This window comes from Luxibacter massiliensis, from assembly GCF_900604355.1.
Taxonomy (GTDB): domain Bacteria; phylum Bacillota; class Clostridia; order Lachnospirales; family Lachnospiraceae; genus Luxibacter; species Luxibacter massiliensis.
The window spans coordinates 73,040-94,771 of sequence record NZ_UWOE01000002.1; the positions used below are offsets into that span (position 1 = coordinate 73,040).

14 protein-coding genes, 7 tRNA genes and 3 rRNA genes are annotated in these 21,732 nt (G+C 41.9%); 22 read left to right on the top strand and 2 right to left on the bottom strand.

The features are described from left to right. The first annotated feature begins 259 nt into the window (after nucleotides 1-259). The 5 genes from dnaN to gyrA all read left to right on the top strand — a co-directional run bounded on the left by dnaN (nucleotide 260) and on the right by gyrA (nucleotide 7,439). Entirely contained in the window at nucleotides 260-1,369 is a 1,110-nt protein-coding gene (gene dnaN, locus EFA47_RS18295; protein ID WP_122644636.1) for a DNA polymerase III subunit beta, read from the top strand. Nucleotides 1,370-1,445: 76 nt separating this feature from the next. Continuing rightward, on the top strand, nucleotides 1,446-1,661 hold the full coding sequence (locus EFA47_RS18300; RefSeq protein WP_122644637.1) for an RNA-binding S4 domain-containing protein: 216 nt from the start codon (nucleotides 1,446-1,448) through the stop codon (nucleotides 1,659-1,661). A gap of 41 nt (nucleotides 1,662-1,702) precedes the next feature. Continuing rightward, nucleotides 1,703-2,788, top strand: coding sequence for a DNA replication/repair protein RecF (gene recF, locus EFA47_RS18305; RefSeq protein ID WP_122644638.1), 1,086 nt, complete (start codon nucleotides 1,703-1,705; stop codon nucleotides 2,786-2,788). Nucleotides 2,789-2,799: 11 nt separating this feature from the next. Further along, nucleotides 2,800-4,737, top strand: coding sequence for a DNA topoisomerase (ATP-hydrolyzing) subunit B (gene gyrB, locus EFA47_RS18310; protein WP_122644639.1), 1,938 nt, complete (start codon nucleotides 2,800-2,802; stop codon nucleotides 4,735-4,737). 206 nt (nucleotides 4,738-4,943) lie between these two features. Further along, nucleotides 4,944-7,439 (top strand): DNA gyrase subunit A, encoded by a 2,496-nt coding sequence (gene gyrA / locus EFA47_RS18315; protein WP_122644853.1) that lies wholly within the window; start codon nucleotides 4,944-4,946, stop codon nucleotides 7,437-7,439. 308 nt (nucleotides 7,440-7,747) lie between these two features. Here the strand turns inward: gyrA and EFA47_RS18320 are convergent, their stop codons facing one another. Further along, a complete protein-coding gene (locus tag EFA47_RS18320; protein ID WP_122644640.1) occupies nucleotides 7,748-8,233 on the bottom strand; it encodes a C-GCAxxG-C-C family (seleno)protein in 486 nt (161 codons plus the stop codon). A gap of 267 nt (nucleotides 8,234-8,500) precedes the next feature. After that, on the bottom strand, nucleotides 8,501-9,283 hold the full coding sequence (locus tag EFA47_RS18325) for a helix-turn-helix domain-containing protein (RefSeq protein WP_122644641.1): 783 nt from the start codon (nucleotides 9,281-9,283) through the stop codon (nucleotides 8,501-8,503). Nucleotides 9,284-9,686: 403 nt separating this feature from the next. Between EFA47_RS18325 and EFA47_RS18330 the strand changes: the two genes are divergently transcribed. The 17 genes from EFA47_RS18330 (at nucleotide 9,687) to EFA47_RS18415 (ending at nucleotide 21,713) form a co-directional block, all read left to right on the top strand. After that, a complete protein-coding gene (locus EFA47_RS18330; RefSeq protein WP_122644642.1) occupies nucleotides 9,687-10,532 on the top strand; it encodes a fumarate hydratase in 846 nt (281 codons plus the stop codon). Nucleotides 10,533-10,624: 92 nt separating this feature from the next. Further along, on the top strand, nucleotides 10,625-11,179 hold the full coding sequence (locus tag EFA47_RS18335; RefSeq protein ID WP_122644643.1) for a Fe-S-containing hydro-lyase: 555 nt from the start codon (nucleotides 10,625-10,627) through the stop codon (nucleotides 11,177-11,179). 91 nt (nucleotides 11,180-11,270) lie between these two features. Next, entirely contained in the window at nucleotides 11,271-11,984 is a 714-nt protein-coding gene (locus EFA47_RS18340) for a lysophospholipid acyltransferase family protein (RefSeq protein ID WP_122644644.1), read from the top strand. A gap of 351 nt (nucleotides 11,985-12,335) precedes the next feature. After that, a tRNA-Ser gene (locus EFA47_RS18350) sits at nucleotides 12,336-12,423 on the top strand. Nucleotides 12,424-12,796: 373 nt separating this feature from the next. Then, nucleotides 12,797-14,329 (top strand): 16S ribosomal RNA (locus tag EFA47_RS18355). Nucleotides 14,330-14,449: 120 nt separating this feature from the next. Next, nucleotides 14,450-14,567 (top strand): 5S ribosomal RNA (gene rrf, locus EFA47_RS18360). A 261-nt stretch (nucleotides 14,568-14,828) separates the two neighbouring features. After that, a 23S ribosomal RNA gene (locus EFA47_RS18365) occupies nucleotides 14,829-17,725 on the top strand. The 16S, 23S and 5S rRNA genes sit together here with 7 tRNA genes alongside, the layout of an rRNA operon. A 67-nt stretch (nucleotides 17,726-17,792) precedes the next feature. Then, a tRNA-Asp gene (locus EFA47_RS18370) sits at nucleotides 17,793-17,866 on the top strand. A 5-nt stretch (nucleotides 17,867-17,871) separates the two neighbouring features. Continuing rightward, nucleotides 17,872-17,944 (top strand) — tRNA-Val (locus EFA47_RS18375). A 13-nt stretch (nucleotides 17,945-17,957) separates the two neighbouring features. Beyond that, a tRNA-Tyr gene (locus tag EFA47_RS18380) sits at nucleotides 17,958-18,039 on the top strand. Nucleotides 18,040-18,155: 116 nt separating this feature from the next. Then, nucleotides 18,156-18,228: transfer RNA gene (locus tag EFA47_RS18385), tRNA-Thr, on the top strand. Between the two features lie 31 nt (nucleotides 18,229-18,259). After that, nucleotides 18,260-18,333, top strand: a tRNA-Met gene (locus EFA47_RS18390). Nucleotides 18,334-18,490: 157 nt separating this feature from the next. After that, nucleotides 18,491-18,563: transfer RNA gene (locus EFA47_RS18395), tRNA-Phe, on the top strand. A gap of 309 nt (nucleotides 18,564-18,872) precedes the next feature. Continuing rightward, complete coding sequence (locus EFA47_RS18400) at nucleotides 18,873-19,085, top strand: helix-turn-helix transcriptional regulator (protein ID WP_122644646.1); 213 nt, start codon at nucleotides 18,873-18,875, stop codon at nucleotides 19,083-19,085. Nucleotides 19,086-19,241: 156 nt separating this feature from the next. Continuing rightward, nucleotides 19,242-19,451: a helix-turn-helix transcriptional regulator gene (locus EFA47_RS18405; RefSeq protein WP_122644647.1), complete on the top strand. Its 210-nt coding sequence runs from the start codon at nucleotides 19,242-19,244 to the stop codon at nucleotides 19,449-19,451. Nucleotides 19,452-19,723: 272 nt separating this feature from the next. Further along, nucleotides 19,724-21,139, top strand: a complete 1,416-nt coding sequence (locus tag EFA47_RS18410) for an aminotransferase class I/II-fold pyridoxal phosphate-dependent enzyme (RefSeq protein ID WP_122644648.1) — start codon at nucleotides 19,724-19,726, stop codon at nucleotides 21,137-21,139. Further along, on the top strand, nucleotides 21,132-21,713 hold the full coding sequence (locus EFA47_RS18415; protein ID WP_122644649.1) for a nucleoside/nucleotide kinase family protein: 582 nt from the start codon (nucleotides 21,132-21,134) through the stop codon (nucleotides 21,711-21,713). Before EFA47_RS18410 ends, EFA47_RS18415 begins: the two co-directional genes overlap by 8 nt. The last annotated feature ends 19 nt before the right edge of the window (nucleotides 21,714-21,732 follow it).

Genomic DNA, 21,732 nt, shown 5'->3' on the forward strand with positions numbered 1-21,732 from the left:
CAAAAGATGTTAATTCTTAAATTAATAATAAAAAGGTGAATTTAAGAATTTAGTTTTCCCCACATTATCCAATTGCTTTCCAGTAAATCTCTACATAGTTTTTAATATGGACAACCCTTTGATTTTCAAGGCCTGAAGCCACTTATGAACATATTCACAATCCCTATTAAGAAGAAGACGGAACTTAATATTATATATATTTATAAAAAGCGCCCTAAAAAAGATATTCACCACATCCATTGAAAGGAGTTACATAAATATGAAAATTATCTGTTCAAAATCCAATCTTGTTAAAGGAGTCAGTATTGTATCAAAAGCCGTGCCTTCCAAAACAACAATGCCTATTTTGGAATGTATACTTGTGGATGTATCCACTGATGAAATTAAATTAACAGCTAATGACATGGAACTTGGAATTGAGACACGTATAGAGGGGGATATTATTGAGAGAGGAATTATCGCCTTAAATGCAAAGATATTCTCTGAGATAGTCCGTAAGCTTCCGGACAGTGAAGTGACAATTGAGACAGATGAAAATAACCAGACACTCATTACCTGTGAAAAAGCTAAATTTAATATTGCAGCTCAGTCGGGAGAAGATTTTTCTTATCTGCCGGCAGTAGAAAAAGAAGATTATATTACAGTTTCGGAATTTACCCTGAAAGAAGTTATCCGTCAGACTATTTTTTCTATTGCTGACAATGACACCAATAAAATGATGACAGGGGAATTGTTTGAAATAGAGGACAATATGCTGAAGGTAGTCTCTCTGGATGGGCATAGGATATCTATCCGCAAGATTGAACTAAAAGAATCTTATTCTCCTAAAAAAGTGATTGTGCCAGGTAAAACTCTTCTGGAAATCAGTAAGATTATAGGCGGGGATTCAGATGCAGACGTGGATATTTCATTTACGAAAAATCATATTGTATTTGAATTTGATAAGACTGTAGTCGTGTCCAGGCTGATAGAAGGCGAATATTTTAGAATTGACCAAATGCTTTCAAGTGACTATGAGACAAAGGTTAAGATTCATAAAAAAGAATTGTTAGACTGTATTGACAGGGCTACGCTTTTAATTAAAGAGAGTGAGAAAAAGCCTATAATTATTGATATCAGAGATGATTCTATGGAATTAAAAATCAAGTCACAGATAGGTTCAATGGATGAAGAAATTTTTATCACCAAAGAGGGAAAAGATCTTCTGATTGGATTTAATCCTAAATTTTTGATCGATGCCCTCAGGGTAATTGACGACGAGGAAGTAGATTTATATTTTATGAATGCTAAGGCTCCATGTTTCATCAAGGATGAAAACCAGAGTTATATTTATCTTATTCTTCCAGTCAATTTTAATGCAGTTTCATAAATAAAATGAGCGGATAATATGGTATGGCCATATATCATCAGATATATAACATTTGTCTGGAAAGAAGAGGAGCGTTATGGAAATTATAAAGTTGCGAAATACAGAGGAATATATTAAGCTGGGGCAGGCGCTTAAAGCCGCCGGCTTAGTAGGTTCTGGTGTCGAGGCAAAAGAAGTAATACAAGATGGACAGGTTCTTGTAAATGGAGAGACAGAGACAAGAAGGGGAAGAAAATTATATAATGGAGATACGGCTGAATTCGATAATCAGGAAATAAAAATTGAAAAATAGTCTTAAAAAGTGTAAAATAATTACATACTGATGGAGAAATTATGGTAATCAAATCTTTAAAATTGAAGAATTACAGGAATTACAAGCTGCTGGATTTGAAGTTTGACCCTAAAACAAATATCCTGTATGGAGATAATGCCCAGGGAAAAACTAATATTTTAGAAGCCCTGTATTTGTCTGGTACTACTAAATCACACAGAGGTACAAAGGACAAAGATTTGATTCAGTTTGGATGTGATGAATCGCATCTGGAGACAATCATTGAAAAAAAGGGAACTGAATTTCAGATAGATATGCATCTGAAGAAAAACAGTCCAAAGGGAATTGCAATCAATAAGGTTCCAATTCGAAAGGCAAGCGAATTATTTGGAATTATTCATTTTGTCTTTTTTTCTCCGGAGGATTTGAATATTATTAAAGAAGGACCCTCCGGAAGAAGAAGATTCATCGATTTGGAATTGTCACAGCTTGATAAAGTATATCTAAATAATCTTTCTAACTACAATCGTATTATTAATCAAAGAAATTCCTTACTTAAAGACATCTGCAAACAGGAAAATCTTATAGAAACATTGGATATCTGGGATATGCAATTAGTTGAGTATGGGACAAAAGTAATTGATAGAAGAAAGAAATTTATAAAAGATGTAAATAAAATAATTTCTAATATACATTATAAATTAACTGGAGGGAAAGAAAGAATTTTGATTTCATATGAATCAAGTTCAGGAAGTACTGATTTGGAGCAGGCTCTTAAGAAGAACAGGGAGAGGGATATCAGGCTAAGGAGTACTTCAGTAGGCCCTCACAGGGATGATTTATGTTTTATGGCGGACAGCCTTGATATCAGAAAGTTTGGATCACAGGGACAGCAGCGGACGGCTGCACTTTCTTTAAAACTTTCTGAAATAGAACTGGTCAGGACATTGATCCGGGATACTCCTGTATTATTATTGGATGATGTATTGTCTGAATTGGACAAACACAGGCAAAACTATTTACTGGATAGTATACATGATATACAGACAGTAATCACATGTACTGGATTAGATGAGTTTGTAAATCATCGATTTTCTATTAATAAAATTTTCCATGTTGTGAATGGACAGGTAGCAAAAGAAAATTAGGAGGTTTTTAAATGGGTGCAACAGGTACAGAATTTGATGCTGAATATGGTGCTGATCAGATCCAGATATTAGAGGGACTGGAAGCAGTAAGGAAAAGACCGGGTATGTACATCGGCAGCACTTCTTCGAGAGGACTTCACCATCTGGTATATGAAATTGTGGACAATGCAGTAGATGAAGCATTGGCTGGGTACTGTGATACAATTTTAGTCAATATAAATAAAGGGAATTCCATCACGGTTATTGATAATGGAAGGGGAATTCCGGTGGGAATCAACCACAAAGCCGGACTTCCTGCAGTAGAGGTTGTCTTTACAATCCTCCATGCCGGAGGAAAATTTGGCGGCGGAGGATATAAAGTTTCAGGAGGCCTCCATGGTGTGGGCGCTTCTGTTGTAAATGCCCTGTCAAATTGGCTGGAGGTAGAAATTTATAGTGAAGGTAAGGTATATAAACAGCGCTATGAAAAGGGGAATGTTGTATATAAACTGAAAGTAACAGGTGAATGTGATAAAGATAAAACAGGTACAAAAGTTACATTCCTCCCAGATGACGGCATATTTGAAGATTTAATATTTGACTATGATACATTAAAGCAGCGTTTCCGTGAGATGGCATTTTTGACAAAAGGATTGAAAATTATTCTCAGGGATGAGAGAGAGGATGAAGCTGTAGAAAAGACCTTCCACTATGAGGGGGGAATTAATGAATTCGTCAGCTATCTGAATAGGAGTAAGACGCCTTTATATGAGCAGATTATCTATTGTGAAGGCGTAAAAGACAATGTGGCCGTTGAGGTGGCTATGCAGCATAATGATTCCTATAGTGACAACACATATGGTTTTGTAAATAATATTACTACTCCCGAGGGAGGGACACACGTTGTAGGGTTTCGGAATGCTTTGACAAAGACTTTTAACGACTATGCGAGGAAAAATAAGCTTTTAAAAGACAATGAGCCAAACCTGTCCGGGGAGGATATAAGAGAAGGCCTGACTGCTATTATCAGTGTTAAAATTGAAGATCCCCAGTTTGAAGGGCAGACAAAACAGAAATTGGGGAATAGTGAGGCAAGAGGTGCAGTTGATAATATTGTAAGCAGCCAGCTCGAAATATTTCTGGAGCAGAATCCAAATGTGGCAAAGCTTACAATAGAAAAATCGGTTATGGCACAGCGTGCGAGAGAGGCTGCCAGGAAGGCCCGGGATCTTACAAGAAGGAAATCAGCCTTAGAGGGGATGTCCCTGCCAGGGAAACTGGCTGACTGTTCAGATAAAGACCCAAAAAATTGTGAGATATATATCGTTGAGGGGGATTCTGCCGGCGGTTCAGCAAAGACGGCAAGGGAACGTTCTACACAGGCGATTCTTCCCCTTAGAGGAAAGATACTCAATGTTGAGAAAGCAAGATTGGACAAGATATATGCAAATGCAGAGATTAAAGCTATGATTACTGCATTTGGAACTGGCATCCATGAGGATTTTGATATTTCTAAGCTCAGATACCATAAAATTATCATTATGACAGATGCGGATGTAGATGGAGCCCATATCAGTACTCTATTATTAACATTCTTATACCGATTTATGCCTGATTTAATAAAAGAAGGTTATGTATATCTGGCCCAGCCGCCGCTATATAAACTAGAAAAAAATAAAAAAGTCTGGTATGCATACAGTGATGAGGAATTAAACCAAATACTGTCTGAGGTAGGCCGGGATGGAAATAATAAAATTCAGAGGTATAAAGGCCTTGGAGAAATGGATGCTGACCAGTTGTGGGAAACTACTATGGATCCTGAGAACAGAATTTTGCTCAAGGTAATGATGGATGAAGAAACATCTTCTGAGCTTGATTTAACATTCACTACCCTGATGGGGGATAAGGTAGAGCCGAGAAGGGAATTTATCGAAGAAAATGCTAAATATGTGAAAAACCTGGATATTTAGCCTTATATTTTGCTGTGGGAGAAGTCAAAAACCCCGATGAAAACATACGGGGCTTAGAACCCTGCGGCAGCCGCAAACCGGACATGTAAATCTGTCTGGCCGGCGTGTTGCCTGGGGGAATGAAAACGTATACAAAATGACATAAAGCAGTTAAATAAATGGTTTGTACCAGGAATGAGCAGGATCTATTTAAGAAAGGAAAGAAAATGGAAGATAATATTTTTGATAAAGTCCATGAAGTCGATTTGAAAAAGACTATGGAAACCTCCTATATCGACTATGCTATGAGTGTTATTGCAGCCAGGGCGCTTCCCGACGTAAGGGATGGTTTAAAACCAGTTCAGAGAAGAATTTTATATTCTATGATTGAACTAAATAATGGGCCGGATAAACCTCACCGTAAATGTGCACGTATCGTAGGAGATACAATGGGTAAGTATCATCCCCACGGTGACAGTTCTATTTATGGGGCGCTTGTAAATTTGGCACAGGAGTGGTCCACCAGATATCCTCTTGTAGATGGACATGGAAACTTTGGTTCTGTTGATGGTGACGGGGCGGCTGCCATGAGATATACAGAGGCACGCCTGAGTAAAATCTCTATGGAAATGACGGCTGATATTAACAAAGATACAGTTGATTTTGTCCCTAACTTTGATGAGACAGAAAAAGAACCGTCTGTACTTCCAGCCAGATTCCCGAATCTTTTGGTAAACGGGACTTCAGGCATTGCCGTTGGTATGGCCACGAATATCCCTCCTCATAATTTAAAAGAAATCATTCATGCTGTAGTAAAAATCATTGATGACCAGATTGATGATAATGGTGAGACTACAATTGAAGATATCCTCAGGGTAATAAAAGGGCCGGATTTTCCTACTGGGGCAGAAATATTAGGTACAAGAGGGATTGAAGAGGCCTACAGGACAGGGCGTGGAAAAATAAGAGTCCGTGCAATTACTAATATTGAGCCTATGGATAATGGGAAGAACCGGATTATAGTGACGGAGCTTCCATATATGGTAAATAAAGCCAGGCTAATAGAAAAAATGGCAGAGCTTGTGAGAGACAAGAAGATAGATGGAATTACAGATTTAAGTGACCAGTCAAACCGCGAAGGTATGAGAATCTGTATTGAACTGCGCCGTGATGTTAATCCAAATGTTATCTTAAACCAACTTTATAAGCATACACAGCTTCAGGATACATTTGGCGTTATTATGCTTGCACTTGTCAACAATCAGCCCAAAATTATGAATATTCTTGAGATGCTGAAGCATTATTTAAAGCATCAGGAAGAGGTTGTGACAAGAAGGACAAAGTATGAGTTAAACAAGGCCGAAGAACGCGCACATATTTTGCAGGGTCTGCTGATTGCTTTGGATCATATTGATGAAGTAATTAAAATTATACGAGGCTCAAAGAATGTACAGATAGCCAAAGAAGAATTGATGGCCAGATTTGATTTATCTGAAGTACAGTCACAGGCTATTGTAGATATGCGTTTACGTGCTCTTACCGGTTTGGAAAGAGAAAAACTGGAGAATGAGTATGAAGAGCTGATGAAAAAAATAGGAGAATTAAAAGCTATTCTTGCTGACAGAAAATTGCTTCTTGGTGTTATCAAGGAAGAGATACTTATTATTGCTGAAAAATACGGTGATGAAAGAAGGACTTCTATCGGATTTGATGAATTTGATATATCTATGGAAGATTTAATTCCCAGAGAAAATGTAGTCATTACGATGACTAAGCTTGGTTATATTAAGAGGATGACAATGGATACATTTAAAAGCCAGAACAGAGGCGGTAAAGGTATCAAAGGTATGCAGACTCTCGATGATGATTATATCGAAGAACTTTTTATAACTACGACTCATCATTATATTATGTTTTTTACTAATACGGGCCGGGTTTACCGTCTGAAAGGTTATGAAATCCCGGAGGCCAGCAGGACTGCAAGAGGAACAGCTATAATCAACCTTCTTCAGCTAATGCCGGATGAAAAAATTACAGCCATCATTCCAATTCAGGAGTATTCAGATGGAGAATATCTGTTTATGGCAACGGAAAAAGGCCTTGTGAAGAAAACTCCAATCAGGGACTATGCAAATGTGAGAAAGACAGGACTTGCTGCGATTACTCTCCGTGAAGATGATAAGCTTATAGAAGTTAAGATAACTGATAATGAAAAAGATATTATTTTAGTAACGAAATATGGCCAGTGTATCCGGTTTAATGAACAGGATGTAAGGGCCACGGGCAGAACCTCCATGGGAGTCCGCGGTATGAATTTAAGCGACAGGGATAAGGTTATTGCTATGCAGATGAACACCCAGGGAGCAGAACTATTGATTGTCTCAGAAAAGGGCATGGGAAAAAGGACCGATCTAGATGAATTTACGAGACAGAATAGAGGCGGTAAAGGTGTAAAATGTTATAAGATAACTGAAAAGACCGGGAATGTAGTGGGCATGAAGGCCGTAGATGAGGATAATGAGATTATGATTATAAATACAGAAGGAATCATTATCAGGATGGAGTGCTCAGATATTTCTGTCTTAGGACGTGTCACATCAGGTGTTAAGCTTATAAATCTTCCTGAGAATGAAACTGTAGCAAGTGTCGCAAAAGTGAGGAAGGCCTCGGCAGAAATTGACGGGGAGAAGGTAGAAATCTCTGAAGATGAGGAAGGCAGTTAAATAGTATTTTATAATGTCAGTTGAACGTGTACCTGGAAGGGATTGAGTTAGGATGCAATCAATTGGCTTAAACATGAAGATAAAATTTGGGGGACTGCAAAATTTGCAGTCCCCCAAATTTAAGTCTCATCTCTATTGTGCCAAAGCTGCTCTCATTGCCAGTTCTTGTGTATTGTGCCATACATAAACTTCAATAAAGGCTTTTGATACCTTACTCAATTTAAATATACTGATTGAACTGCTAATGTTCAATAAGGTAAAACGAGTAAAATCATGCAGTGAATATTTTAGGACTATTATCTATGGTTTCATTCTTTTTTTGCAGAATATTCCCTTAAAATAATTTCTGCAGTTTTCTTTACTGTTTCTGAAACAAATTTAGTGCACTGTGCTTTGCGTTCGGGAGAATTTTTTTCTTTCCCCCTGGTAAGTATACGGCAGCAGGAGGCGCCAAAGGAATTAGTAAAATATTCATGTAGTTCCTGGCTTAATTTAAAGCACTCTTTAATTTGAGGATCACCAGGGATAGTACGTCCAAAAAAGTAACCCAAGATCATTGTTCCACCGGCAAGAGCACCGCAGATACAGCCTCCGCCACCCAGGCCCCATGGGAACCCTGAGCTCATGGCAATAGCATCGTCTGATAAATCTAGTTGAAAATGCTTGCGTATAGCGTAAATGACAGCTTCAGAACAGGCAAATCCTGAATGAAAAATTTCAACAGCGTCTTTTTGGAGCTCTTTTATATCAATTTCAGTATAAAAATCTGTGTTTAGTTTTTTTCTACTTTCCATTTGCTTTCCCCCATTTATTTTAACTATATTGAATTATATATATCTAATTTTTAAATATCCGCATAAATACTATACTTTCAAGCATTTTGAAGTATAGCGAAGCACTCATTTTACCACAAATTTACCACCATTGAACGAGCTTTGATATGACTATAAAATAACACTATCAAGACATCATTGACACCAAAATGGTGTCTTTTTTTAAAAGCAGTTAATTATAAAGACTAATTGCTGTGTGTAAGGATATGGAAATATCTTATAGAAAAACTATATCTTTTCAACTTTCTTTCTGATTTTTCTTCTTAGCTTAAAAAAGAACCTTTTAGAATATTCATCATTCTTCACTAGCAATTCATATGTTTCGATAACACCAAGTGAATACATAAAACCTAATATTCCGACAGCAAGACCAAGGAATACAAGGGCATGATATTCTGACCATAAAAGGTAACCTCTTTTAGTTAAGGCAAAAGTTAGTAAGCATACAATAAATAGAACCGTACAAGGAATAGCAACAATTACATATTTTTTCTTTCTTGAATTATATTCCTTTGTCAGTTCTTTCATATATTCATAATCAAACAACAAGGGTTCTTGTGTCAAAATGTTATATTCTTGTTTTTCAGAAAACATTCCTATAACAAAAGATATAATTCCAACTGCAAAACAAATTGCCATTCCTAAGTAACGCCAAACAGTATTATCATGGAACATTGTATATGGTATACCGGCTAAAACAATAAACATAGCCCCAACGCTAATATAACAACACAGTTTTTTCTGATTAGCTATAAATCCCTTTGCCATTTCTTTACTAACATAATATCCATGTTCTTCGTCAACTTGCATAGCCTTTTCATCTTTTAATAAAAAATCAGTAGACACTTCAAAGATATTTGATAATAGCAAAAGTTTTTCCGTTTCTGGAAACCCTTGATTATTTTCCCATTTGCTAATAGCTTGTCTTGTAGTTCCGACTTGCTCAGCTAAAGCCTCTTGTGATAACCCTTTTTCTTTTCTTAACTTAAAAATCTTTTTACCTAAACTCATTGCGTAATACCTCCTGTGATTTGATAAACAAATTCTATCAAGCCACGTTGTCATATTCTATATTTCTTGAAATGCACATTAGCAACTTTGAGTTGCAACTGTGTTTTTTTTCTGGAATCATGCTCTTTTATCAAAAATTGGAGATTTTTATTGCATTTTCTATAAATTATGATAATTGTTTTATGATGAATATTTGTATATTTTTATATATCTTATTGAATTACTAATGTTCAATAAGTATACTTAAAGGGCCCCCTAAATACATGCCCTTCGGACGGGCGACTGCGTTTAATAAGGTTATACTATAAAAAATGGCAAAAGGAAAGTAAGAAAGTCAGATTTTATAAAAAGACAAAAACAATTGAAAAGTTAAAAGCCATGGAAAGGAAAAACATTATATATTATGATTCGGACAATTAATGTTGAAAAAATTACAGAAAATATAAAAGAGATGTGTATAGAAGCAAATTATTTTTTGTCATCAGATATGAAGAAAGCTATGGGAGAAGCTGCAAAAAAGGAAGAAGCTTTATTAGGGAAGCAAATATTAGCTCAACTCCAGGAAAACTTGGAGATTGCAGCATCTGAAACAATACCAATTTGTCAGGATACAGGAATGGCAGTAATTTTTTTGGATATTGGGCAGGATGTGCATTTAGAAGGAGGATCTCTAGAAGATGCAGTCAATGAAGGTGTCCGCCGTGGATATATAGAGGGATATTTAAGAAAGTCTGTGGTCAGAGATCCTATCGATAGGGAAAATACAAAAGATAATACACCAGCGGTTATTCATACAAAAATAGTTGAGGGGGATAAAGTAAAGATTAAAGTAGCGCCGAAAGGATTCGGAAGTGAAAATATGAGCCGGGTATTTATGCTAAAGCCGGCAGAAGGAATAGAGGGGGTAAAACAAGCAGTTCTGACTGCTGTGAGAGATGCGGGGCCGAATGCCTGTCCTCCTATGGTTGTAGGAGTAGGTGTCGGAGGAACATTTGAAAAATGTGCTATAATGGCAAAAGAAGCTTTGACTAGAGAAGTAGGTACTCATTCTGACATTCCATATGTAAATGAATTAGAAAAAGAACTGTTAGAGAAAATTAATAAACTAGGAATTGGGCCAGGCGGCCTTGGCGGAACAATAACAGCATTAGCTGTCCATATCAATACTTACCCCACACATATTGCAGGATTACCTGTGGGGGTAAACATTTGCTGCCATGTGAACAGACATATAGAGAGAGAGATCTGAGCAAAGGGGGACTGTCCCTTTTGCAAAGGGGACTGTCCCCTTTGTTTTTCATTTTCAGAATATTCTGATAAATCATTGAGAAAGGATACGTTATGGACAAGTATATTACAACCCCTATTACTAAAGAAATTACAAAATCCCTTCATTCAGGAGATTATGTTTATATTACAGGAACTATTTATACGGCACGGGATGCTGCACATAAGAGAATGTATGAAATTTTGGAAGAAGGGAAAACCCTTCCTATTAATTTAAAGGACCAGATTATTTATTACATGGGTCCCTCCCCTGCACGTGAAGGGCGTCCTATAGGTTCTGCGGGACCTACAACTGCCAGCCGGATGGATAAATATACCCCACGTTTTTTAGACTTAGGCCTTGGCGCTATGATTGGCAAAGGAAAAAGGAGTAAAGAAGTCATTGATGCAATTGTCAGAAATGATTCTGTTTATTTTGCAGCCGTTGGAGGAGCAGGTGCTTTACTATCAAAATGTATCACAAGTTCTGAAGTTATCGTTTATAATGATTTAGGGACTGAAGCTATCCGCAGGCTTACAGTTGAAAAATTACCTGTAATTGTTGTAGTTGACAGTCAAGGAAATAACTTATATGAGACTGCAATTAAAGAATATAATCGGGAAATATAAAAAGTGTGGACTGTTATATCCAGTGGACTCATTATGCATATCTTTTAGTACAGATGCATATTTAAAATAATTTTATTGAGAGGAAAACGTGATGAAGCGTATATTACTGATGGTTTTTAGAAATATTATATTAGTTCCTTTTATGTGGTGCCGCTTGTGTTACCATGCATCCCATACAGAGAAATATACTGAAAAGCAGCAGTATGATTTACTTAAATTTATTGTACTTCGTGCAAATAAAGGTGGGAATGTGCGGATTATTACTCATGGCGTTGAAAATATACCTCAGGAGAATGGCTTTATGTTTTTTCCGAATCATCAAGGCTTATATGATGTACTTGCAATTCTTGAGGCATGCCCGAAGCCATTTTCAGTTGTAGCAAAAAAAGATATAGGAAATATTCCATTTTTAAAACAAGTATTTGCCTGTATGAAAGCCTATTTATTAGACCGGGAAAATATACGGCAGGCAATGCAGGTAATTATGGATGTATCAAATGAAGTAAAAAATGGAAGAAACTATCTAATTTTTGCAGAAGGGACAAGATCTAAAAATGGGAATAAAATAGGAGAATTTAAAGGAGGCAGCTTTAAATCTGCTACTAAAGCAAAATGCCCTATTGTCCCCGTAGCGCTGATAGATTCTTTTAAACCTTTTGATACGAATACCATCAATAAAGTTAGCGTGCAAGTGCATTTTTTAAAGCCATTATATTATGAAGAATATAAAAACATGAAAACAACAGAAATTGCGGCATTGGTGCAGGAAAAGATACAAAATACAATTGAAGAAAATGTAAAATAAGATCCAGATAGGAGTGCCGCTTTTCTTGCGGCGTTGGATACGCCATAACGTTCTCCATAATGAATAAGTGATAGACGATATCTCATATCTCGTGTCATACTTGCCATGGGAGGATACTCCTTTATGTTTTTTGGGTTGTGGTGATTCAAATATATCACAAAGAGAGGTAATTCTCGTTTTTAATTATTCAGTTGTAACACGTGTATTGTAATCCTACACAAGTAGTTGAAAAATATTAAAGATTATTGTTGACATTATAGATTCCGTTTAGTATAATAATTTTTGCACTATTGGTGTATAATTAGATATAAGCTGCGGATTATGATTGATTTGCAGTCGTATTCAGAATCAGGAGAAATACTCAAGAGGCTGAAGAGGCGCCCCTGCTAAGGGTGTAGGTCGGGAAACCGGCGCGAGGGTTCAAATCCCTCTTTCTCCGTTTCGATATTTTCCAGAACTACTGGTATCACCAGTAGTTTTTCCATGTAAGGTGGAGTATTGTGGGATGATATCGATTTGTCTACTAAATATAGTATGTAAAAACCAAGTTTGGAAAAAGTTGAAAAATTGTAAAAAAACTATTGACAAATATGGGAAATAAATGATATTATGTTTAGGCTGACTCGTGAGAGACAGTAAATGACAAAAAGGACCTTGATAACTGAACAATAGACAACAGACCTTGAAAATTTCAGAAGAGAGAAATTCAGAAGGACAGCATCGAGAGATGCACCCACCACTGGGGAGGCCCAGTGGGAAAAGTAAACGGGAAAGAATTAGCTGGAGTTAATTCTGGACTGGATGCAGACGCTTATAACGAGAGTTTGATCCTGGCTCAGGATGAACGCTGGCGGCGTGCTTAACACATGCAAGTCGAGCGGAGCGCCGCGCACGGAACCCACGGGGGAAGGGCGCGGTGTCTTAGCGGCGGACGGGTGAGTAACGCGTGGGCAACCTGCCCCATACCGGGGGATAACAGCCAGAAATGGCTGCTAATACCGCATAAGGCCGCGGCGGCGCATGCCGCAGCGGCAAAAACTCCGGTGGTATGGGATGGGCCCGCGTCTGATTAGCTAGTTGGCGGGGCAACGGCCCACCAAGGCGACGATCAGTAGCCGGCCTGAGAGGGCGGACGGCCACATTGGGACTGAGACACGGCCCAAACTCCTACGGGAGGCAGCAGTGGGGAATATTGCACAATGGGGGGAACCCTGATGCAGCGACGCCGCGTGAAGGATGAAGTATTTCGGTACGTAAACTTCTATCAGCAGGGAAGAAAATGACGGTACCTGACTAAGAAGCCCCGGCTAACTACGTGCCAGCAGCCGCGGTAATACGTAGGGGGCAAGCGTTATCCGGATTTACTGGGTGTAAAGGGAGCGTAGACGGGCCAGCAAGTCTGATGTGAAAACCCGGGGCCCAACCCCGGGAGTGCATTGGAAACTGCGGGCCTGGAGTGCCGGAGAGGTAAGCGGAATTCCTAGTGTAGCGGTGAAATGCGTAGATATTAGGAGGAACACCAGTGGCGAAGGCGGCTTACTGGACGGTAACTGACGTTGAGGCTCGAAAGCGTGGGGAGCAAACAGGATTAGATACCCTGGTAGTCCACGCCGTAAACGATGACTACTAGGTGTCGGGGAGCAAAGCTGCCCGGTGCCGCAGCCAACGCAATAAGTAGTCCACCTGGGGAGTACGTTCGCAAGAATGAAACTCAAAGGAATTGACGGGGACCCGCACAAGCGGTGGAGCATGTGGTTTAATTCGAAGCAACGCGAAGAACCTTACCTGCCCTTGACATCCGGATGGCCGGCGAGCAATGTCGCCTTCTCTTCGGAGCATCCGAGACAGGTGGTGCATGGTTGTCGTCAGCTCGTGTCGTGAGATGTTGGGTTAAGTCCCGCAACGAGCGCAACCCTTACCCTTAGTAGCCAGCACAAAAAAGGTGGGCACTCTAGGGGGACTGCCAGGGAGAACCTGGAGGAAGGTGGGGATGACGTCAAATCATCATGCCCCTTATGGGCAGGGCTACACACGTGCTACAATGGCGTAAACAAAGGGAGGCGAGGCCGCGAGGCGGAGCAAACCCCAAAAATAACGTCCCAGTTCGGATTGTAGCCTGCAACCCGGCTACATGAAGCTGGAATCGCTAGTAATCGCGGATCAGAATGCCGCGGTGAATACGTTCCCGGGTCTTGTACACACCGCCCGTCACACCATGGGAGTTGGCAACGCCCGAAGTCAGTGACCCAACCGGAAGGGGGGAGCTGCCGAAGGCGGGGCCGGTAACTGGGGTGAAGTCGTAACAAGGTAGCCGTATCGGAAGGTGCGGCTGGATCACCTCCTTTCTAAGGACGAGAGAAGTAGAGGGCCGTTGTCTATTGTTCAGTTATTAAGCAGAGCGCTTGGCGGGGCAGGGCCGGGTCAAGCGGGGGGCAAGGCAAGGAGGAAGCTTAATAACGAGGCATTTTGGCGGCGATGCGCTTGGGGGCAACACCCGTACCCATCCCGAACACGATGGTTAAGGCCCAAGCGGCCGATGGTACTGCACTGGCGACGGTGTGGGAGAGCAGGTGGCCGCCAAATAAAAAAAAGAGGGGCAGTGTTTACCAGCGACCAGGGCCCAGGAAAGATCCTGGGGCGTGGTGGCTGATAAAGCAGCCAGGAATGTACCTTGAAAACTGCATACAAAGTAAGAGAAGATAGACAAAGAAGATATCAAGACATCCGAGGCCATGCCCGAAGGGGCATGGGAGTCCTGAAGAAAACAGGCGTAAAAAAAATTGACCTAATGCCAACCCATGCCACGCTAGGCATGAGTGGCCGTGGGAGTCCCACGGCGGGGGTGGTTATGCTGATAAGGGCATATGGCGGATGCCTAGGCACTAAGAGCCGATGAAAGACGCGATAAGCTGCGAAAAGCTCCGGGGAGGGGCAAATACCCTGCGATCCGGAGGTGTCTGAATGGGGAAACCCACTGGGGGAGCCCCCCAGTATCCCTGGCCCAATCCATAAGCCAGGGAAGGGAACCCGGCGAACTGAAACATCTAAGTAGCCGGAGGAAGAGAAAACAACAGTGATTCCCAGAGTAGCGGCGAGCGAAATGGGAAGAGTCCAAACCGGGGCGCGAGCGCTCCGGGGTTCGGACCGCAAAGATGACCGACGAGCTTAGCAGAATGGCTTTGGGAAAGCCAGCCAGAGAGGGTGAAGGCCCCGTAAGCGAAAAGCAGGCCGGCAAGGCGGGATCCAGAGTACCACGGGACACGAGGAACCCTGTGGGAATGAGCGGGGACCACCCCGTAAGGCTAAATACTACTTAGTGACCGATAGCGCATAGTACTGTGAAGGAAAGGTGAAAAGGACCCCGGGAGGGGAGTGAAAGAGAACCTGAAACCATATGTCTACAAGCTGTGGGAGCGCACAGGAGGCGCGACCGCGTACTTTTTGTAGAACGGTCCGGCGAGTTGCGGCGGCTGGCGAGGTTAAGCGCGAGGAGCGCGGAGCCGAAGGGAAACCGAGCCTGAATAGGGCGCCAGAGTCGGCCGACGCAGACCCGAAACCGGGTGATCTATCCATGCCCAGGCTGAAGCCGCCGTAAAAGGCGGTGGAGGGCCGAACCCACATCCGTTGAAAAGGGTGGGGATGAGGCGTGGATAGGGGAGAAATTCCAATCGAACCCGGAGATAGCTGGTTCTCCCCGAAATAGCTTTAGGGCTAGCCCCAGGCAAGTCTTGCGGAGGTAGAGCACTGAATTTCCTAGGGGGCGTCAAAGCTTACCGAAGAATATCAAACTCCGAATGCCGCGTAGACGGTGCCAGGGAGTCAGACTGCCCGAGATAAGTTGGGCAGTCAAGAGGGAAAGAGCCCAGACCTGCGGCTAAGGCCCCAAAATGTGTGTTAAGTGGGAAAGGATGTGGGGTTTCGAAGACAGCTAGGATGTTGGCTCAGAAGCAGCCATGCATTAAAAGAGTGCGTAATAGCTCACTAGCCGAGAGGCCCTGCGCCGAAAATGTCCGGGGCTCAAACACACTGCCGAAGCCCAGGGGCTGAAGAGATTCAGCCGGTAGGGGAGCATTCTTAAGGCGGCGAAGCCAGGCCGGAAGGGTTGGTGGAGCGTTAAGAAGGGAGAATGCCGGAATGAGTAGCGAGAGGAAGGTGGGAATCCTTCCGGCCGAATATCCAAGGATTCCAGGGTAAAGCTGATCTGCCCTGGGTAAGTCGGGGCCTAAGGCGAGGCCGGGAGGCGTAGCCGATGGACAACAGGCAGAAATTCCTGTACCATGCCATGACAGAACTGTGGGGACGCAGGCGGCGGGGCACGACCCGGGGGAGGAGAACCCGGGGCAAGCGCAGGAGGCGCGCGCAAGGAAAAACCGGCGCGCAAGCCAAAGGCGTGAGGCGGAGCGAAGAGAGAGTAGCGAAGCGTGCAGGCCGGCTGCCAAGAAAAGCCGCTATGGCTCATGGCATGCCCGTACCGTAAACCGACACAGGTGGATGAGGAGAGGATCCTAAGGCCGACGGGAGAAGCATTGTTAAGGAACTCGGCAAAATGGCCCCGTAACTTAGGGAGAAGGGGTGCCTGGGGAGGCCCAGGCCGCAGAGAATTGGCCCAAGCAACTGTTTAGCAAAAACACAGGTCTATGCAAAACCGCAAGGTGAGGTATATGGGCTGACGCCTGCCCGGTGCTGGAAGGTTAAGGGGAGAGGTTAGCGCAAGCGAAGCTTTGAACTTAAGCCCCAGTAAACGGCGGCCGTAACTATAACGGTCCTAAGGTAGCGAAATTCCTTGTCGGGTAAGTTCCGACCCGCACGAAAGGCGTAATGATTTGGGCACTGTCTCAACAATGCACCCGGTGAAATTGAAATACCAGTGAAGATGCTGGTTACCCGCGCCAGGACGGAAAGACCCCATGGAGCTTTACTCCAGCTTGGCACTGGGATCCGGTATTGCATGTACAGGATAGGTGGGAGGCGAAGAGCCTGCGGCGCCAGCCGCAGGGGAGCCATTGTTGGGATACCACCCTTGCAGTATTGGGTTTCTAACCAACAGCCGTGAACCGGCTGGGGGACAATGCCAGGCGGGGAGTTTGACTGGGGCGGTCGCCTCCGAAAGGGTATCGGAGGCGCTCAAAGGTCCCCTCAGGATGGTTGGAAACCATCCGCAGAGTGCAAAGGCATAAGGGGGCTTGACTGCGACACCGACGGGTGGGGCAGGTACGAAAGTAGGACTTAGTGATCCGGTGGTATAAAGTGGGATTGCCATCGCTCAACGGATAAAAGCTACCCTGGGGATAACAGGCTTATCACTCCCAAGAGTTCACATCGACGGAGTGGTTTGGCACCTCGATGTCGGCTCATCGCATCCTGGGGCTGGAGTAGGTCCCAAGGGTTGGGCTGTTCGCCCATTAAAGCGGTACGCGAGCTGGGTTCAGAACGTCGTGAGACAGTTCGGTCCCTATCCGGCGCGGGCGTAGGATATCTGAGGGGAGCTGTCCTTAGTACGAGAGGACCGGGATGGACTGGCCGCTGGTGCACCTGTTGCCCTGCCAAGGGCATAGCAGGGCAGCCAAGCCGGGAAGGGATAAACGCTGAAGGCATCTAAGCGTGAAGCCCCCCCCAAGATAAGATGTCCCATGACGCAAAGTTGGTAAGACCCCTTGAAGACGACGAGGTAGATAGGGCAGGGGTGGAAGTGTGGCAACACATGGAGCTGGCTGCTACTAATAGGTCGAGGGCATAACCAAGGAAGGCAGTAGGGAAGGGTGTGCGTTACTTTGTATGCAGTTTTTAGGGTATATACCTTATGAATAAGGCCCAGTGGCTCAGTTGGTTAGAGCGCCGCCCTGTCACGGCGGAGGTCGAGAGTTCGAGTCTCTTCTGGGTCGTTTGTGGGATCTTAGCTCAGCTGGGAGAGCATCTGCCTTACAAGCAGAGGGTCATAGGTTCGAGCCCTATAGGTCCCACTTACTAAAATATGGATGGATTCCCGAGTGGCCAAAGGGGGCAGACTGTAAATCTGTTGGCAACGCCTTCGAAGGTTCGAATCCTTCTCCATCCATTCCGATGGTGAAGTCGGAACGTACCGGCTGCTAAATTTGTGAATATGTTCACTAAGGGTGTCGGTATGTATGGCACATAAGCAATTAAAGAATAGTTGTTAAGTGCTCATAACTAGCCGATGTGGCTCAATTGGCAGAGCAGCTGATTTGTAATCAGCAGGTTATCGGTTCGAGTCCGATCATCGGCTTTATCTCAGAAAGAGATAATTAATTTAATATCGCGGGGTGGAGCAGTCTGGAAGCTCGTCGGGCTCATAACCCGAAGGTCGTAGGTTCAAATCCTGCCCCCGCAATTTACACGTGGTAATTCAGAGTGTGCATAAACAGATAGATTTGGCTTTTAAGCTTGCTTAAACAAGCAGAATTATTTGTGGATATAGGCAATAATGCCATAACTGAAAGAACAAAGTTCTTGAGGGAGCACATGGAGATGAAAGAAGATGTGTATATGCCCAGATAGCTCAGTTGGTAGAGCAGAGGACTGAAAATCCTCGTGTCGCTGGTTCGATTCCGGCTCTGGGCATTTTTTAATTTACGCTGATTCCCTATTTATAGACGGGTTTCAGCGTTTTTAATTTTTGGTAAAAAATAGAGAATTAAAATCTAATGGGGGTAATAGTTTTTTATAAAAAGTTTTTTGTGTGGATTGAACCTGGATTTACAGCTAAGATTACGTGGTTGATTCTGAGAGGCAGAACTTTTATATTAACAGATATAGAAGTTTTATAATTTTAAAGTTTAGTATACAAAAAAATTTATAGTATGATGCGACGGAATGTTTACAAATCTTGCCATATAGTGCTAATATCTTTACAGGAAAGGATTTGGTATTATGGAAAATAACATTGGCAAAAATATACGCCGTTTCAGAGTTGCTAAAGGAATGACACAACAGCAGTTGGCAGACAAATTATATGTGACGCGCTCAGCTCTGTCCAGTTATGAAAATGGAGGACGTACCCCTAGCTTGGCAATGGCTATTTTAATTGCAGATTTTTTTCAAGTTACTTTGGATGAGTTAGTCGGCAGAAATGTAAAAATTTAAATGTAATTAGAAACAGTTTTATTAGATATATGCTAAAGATGACTTTCTAATATTTTTGGTTTATAAGGAATATAGTAGAAAATAAAATTGCGACAGAATGTTTACAAACTCTTATTTAAATGATACCATATATAAAGTAAGAAAGGATATGGTATTATGACATCTAATATTAGCGAGAACATTCGTATATTAAGAAAAAACAGTGGAATGACGCAGGAGCAGCTTGCAAAAAGATTATTTATAACACGGCAGGCCTTATCTAATTATGAAAACGGCAGTAGGCTCCCTAATTTACTCACAGCTATAGCGATTGCCAATGTTTTTAATATTTCTCTGGATATTTTGTCCGGCAGAAAAGTTAAGTAAGGAATATGTGTAGAGGATATATATGATAGGATATCGTAGGACTAATTATTAACTTATTGGGCCTACGGTATTTTTATGTATATTTTGTGGCAAATATATTTTATAATAGAATAGTCAAATATATGTTATTGGACAGGATCTGTTTGCTTGTAAGGGCATATTATAAGGATCGTCCTTTAGGGGAATATATTGTTGGCTGTAGTATTTTCCCCCGAGGGCATGTACGGTAGGATGTATTTGGTATATAATGTAAGATTTGATGGGGGAATATAGTGGAGACTTTGTATGATATACTAGATCAATATAGCCGGACTGATTATTACGGATTTCATATGCCAGGACATAAAAGAAATGGTAGTATGATGGGAATTAAGCTGCCATATCATATAGATATTACCGAAATTGAAGGTTTTGATGACCTGCACCATGCAGAGGGAATTTTAAAGAAGGCACAGGAAAGGGCGGCCAGCGTATATGGGGCTGATGAGACATCTTACCTGGTAAATGGTAGTACGGCAGGAATTTTGAGCGCTATTATGGGGTGTACAAAAAGGGGAGATAAGATATTAATCTCCAGAAACTGCCATAAGTCTGTATACCATGCTGTATTGTTAAATAGCTTGGAGCCTATATATATATATCCTGATTTTTATGAAGAAAAGGGACTTAATGGAGAAATAAAAATAGAAGATATAGCGGATATTCTGGAGAAAAATCCTGATGTGAAAGCTGTCGTAATTACATCTCCCACTTATGACGGCGTAATTTCTGATATTCAGGGAATTACCTATATAGCACATACCAAAGGGATTCCTGTGATTGTGGACGAGGCCCATGGGGCTCATCTGGGGTTTCATCCATATTTTCCAAAAAACTCTAATATACTGGGAGCAGATGTTGTAATCCACAGCCTCCACAAAACACTGCCGTCACTGACACAGACAGCCCTTATCCATATGAATGGAAATCTGGCAGATAGAAGGGAAATACGGAAATATCTCCATATGCTGCAGACAAGCAGTCCCTCCTATATATTTATGGCAGCCATGGATGAATGTATCCAGATGTTAAATGATAATCGTGAAAAATATTTTGACCCATATATCCGTATATTAAAGGAAGCCAGGGAGGAACTTGGCCAACTGAGATTTTTAAGTATCGCTGAGACAAGGTGTTATGACCGTTCTAAGATTGTAATTTCCACAGCTGGGACAAATATTAATGGCCGGGATTTGTATCACAGGCTGTTAAAAGAGTATCATCTACAGATGGAAATGGCATCAGGTACTTATGTCCTCGCAATGACATCAATATGTGATACTGCAGATGGAATGAAACGGTTTGTGGGCGCTATGCAGGAAATTGACAGTCATTTGCATAAAAATATAGAGGAATGTGGCGTATCGTTTGCACTTCCTGAACTCCAGCAGGTATATACACCGGCTCAGCTTGACGATATGTTAAAAGGAGATTTTAGAATTACAACAGAAGAGGTTTGCTGGGAGGAGTGTGTAGGACGGATTTGTACGGAGTATGCGTATGTGTATCCGCCTGGGATACCTCTCATAGTGCCGGGCGAGAGAATATCAAAAGAAGCAAAGCAGCTCTTACAGAATTACAGGGCAGCGGGATTTTCTATAGAGGGATTGAAAAACAAAGGCAAAACAGAGGTATTATGTGATGGGTAAGATTTTTTATATTATGGGTAAGAGCTCTTCCGGGAAAGATACTATTTTTAAGAGACTTACCCAGGAGTTAAATTATAAAACTATTATATTGTATACTACAAGGCCAATCCGGGATGGGGAGACCAATGGTACAGAATATTATTTTGTGGATGAACTGGCACTGGCAGACCTTGAGAAAAAGGGACGTGTTATTGAAGTAAGAGCATATAATACAAAATGCGGGATATGGAAGTATTTTACTGCTGATGACGGTCAGATAGACCTGAAAAATTATGATTATATTGTAATCGGAACCTTGCAGTCATATCAAGCCATGTGCAGATATTTTGGGAACAATAGACTAGTCCCAATATATATTGAAGTGGAAGATGGAGAGAGGCTTCAAAGAGCACTGCACAGGGAAAGGCTTCAGAGTGATCCTAAATATGCTGAATTATGTAGAAGGTTTCTTGCTGATGAGGAAGACTTTTCGGAAGAAAATTTACGGGAAGCAGGAGTAACAAAGCGGTTTCAGAATACTTCTGTTGATGAATGCCTGGATAAAATTAGAAGGTATATCCAGGGGTTTGAGTAATACCAATCGGGCAGATATG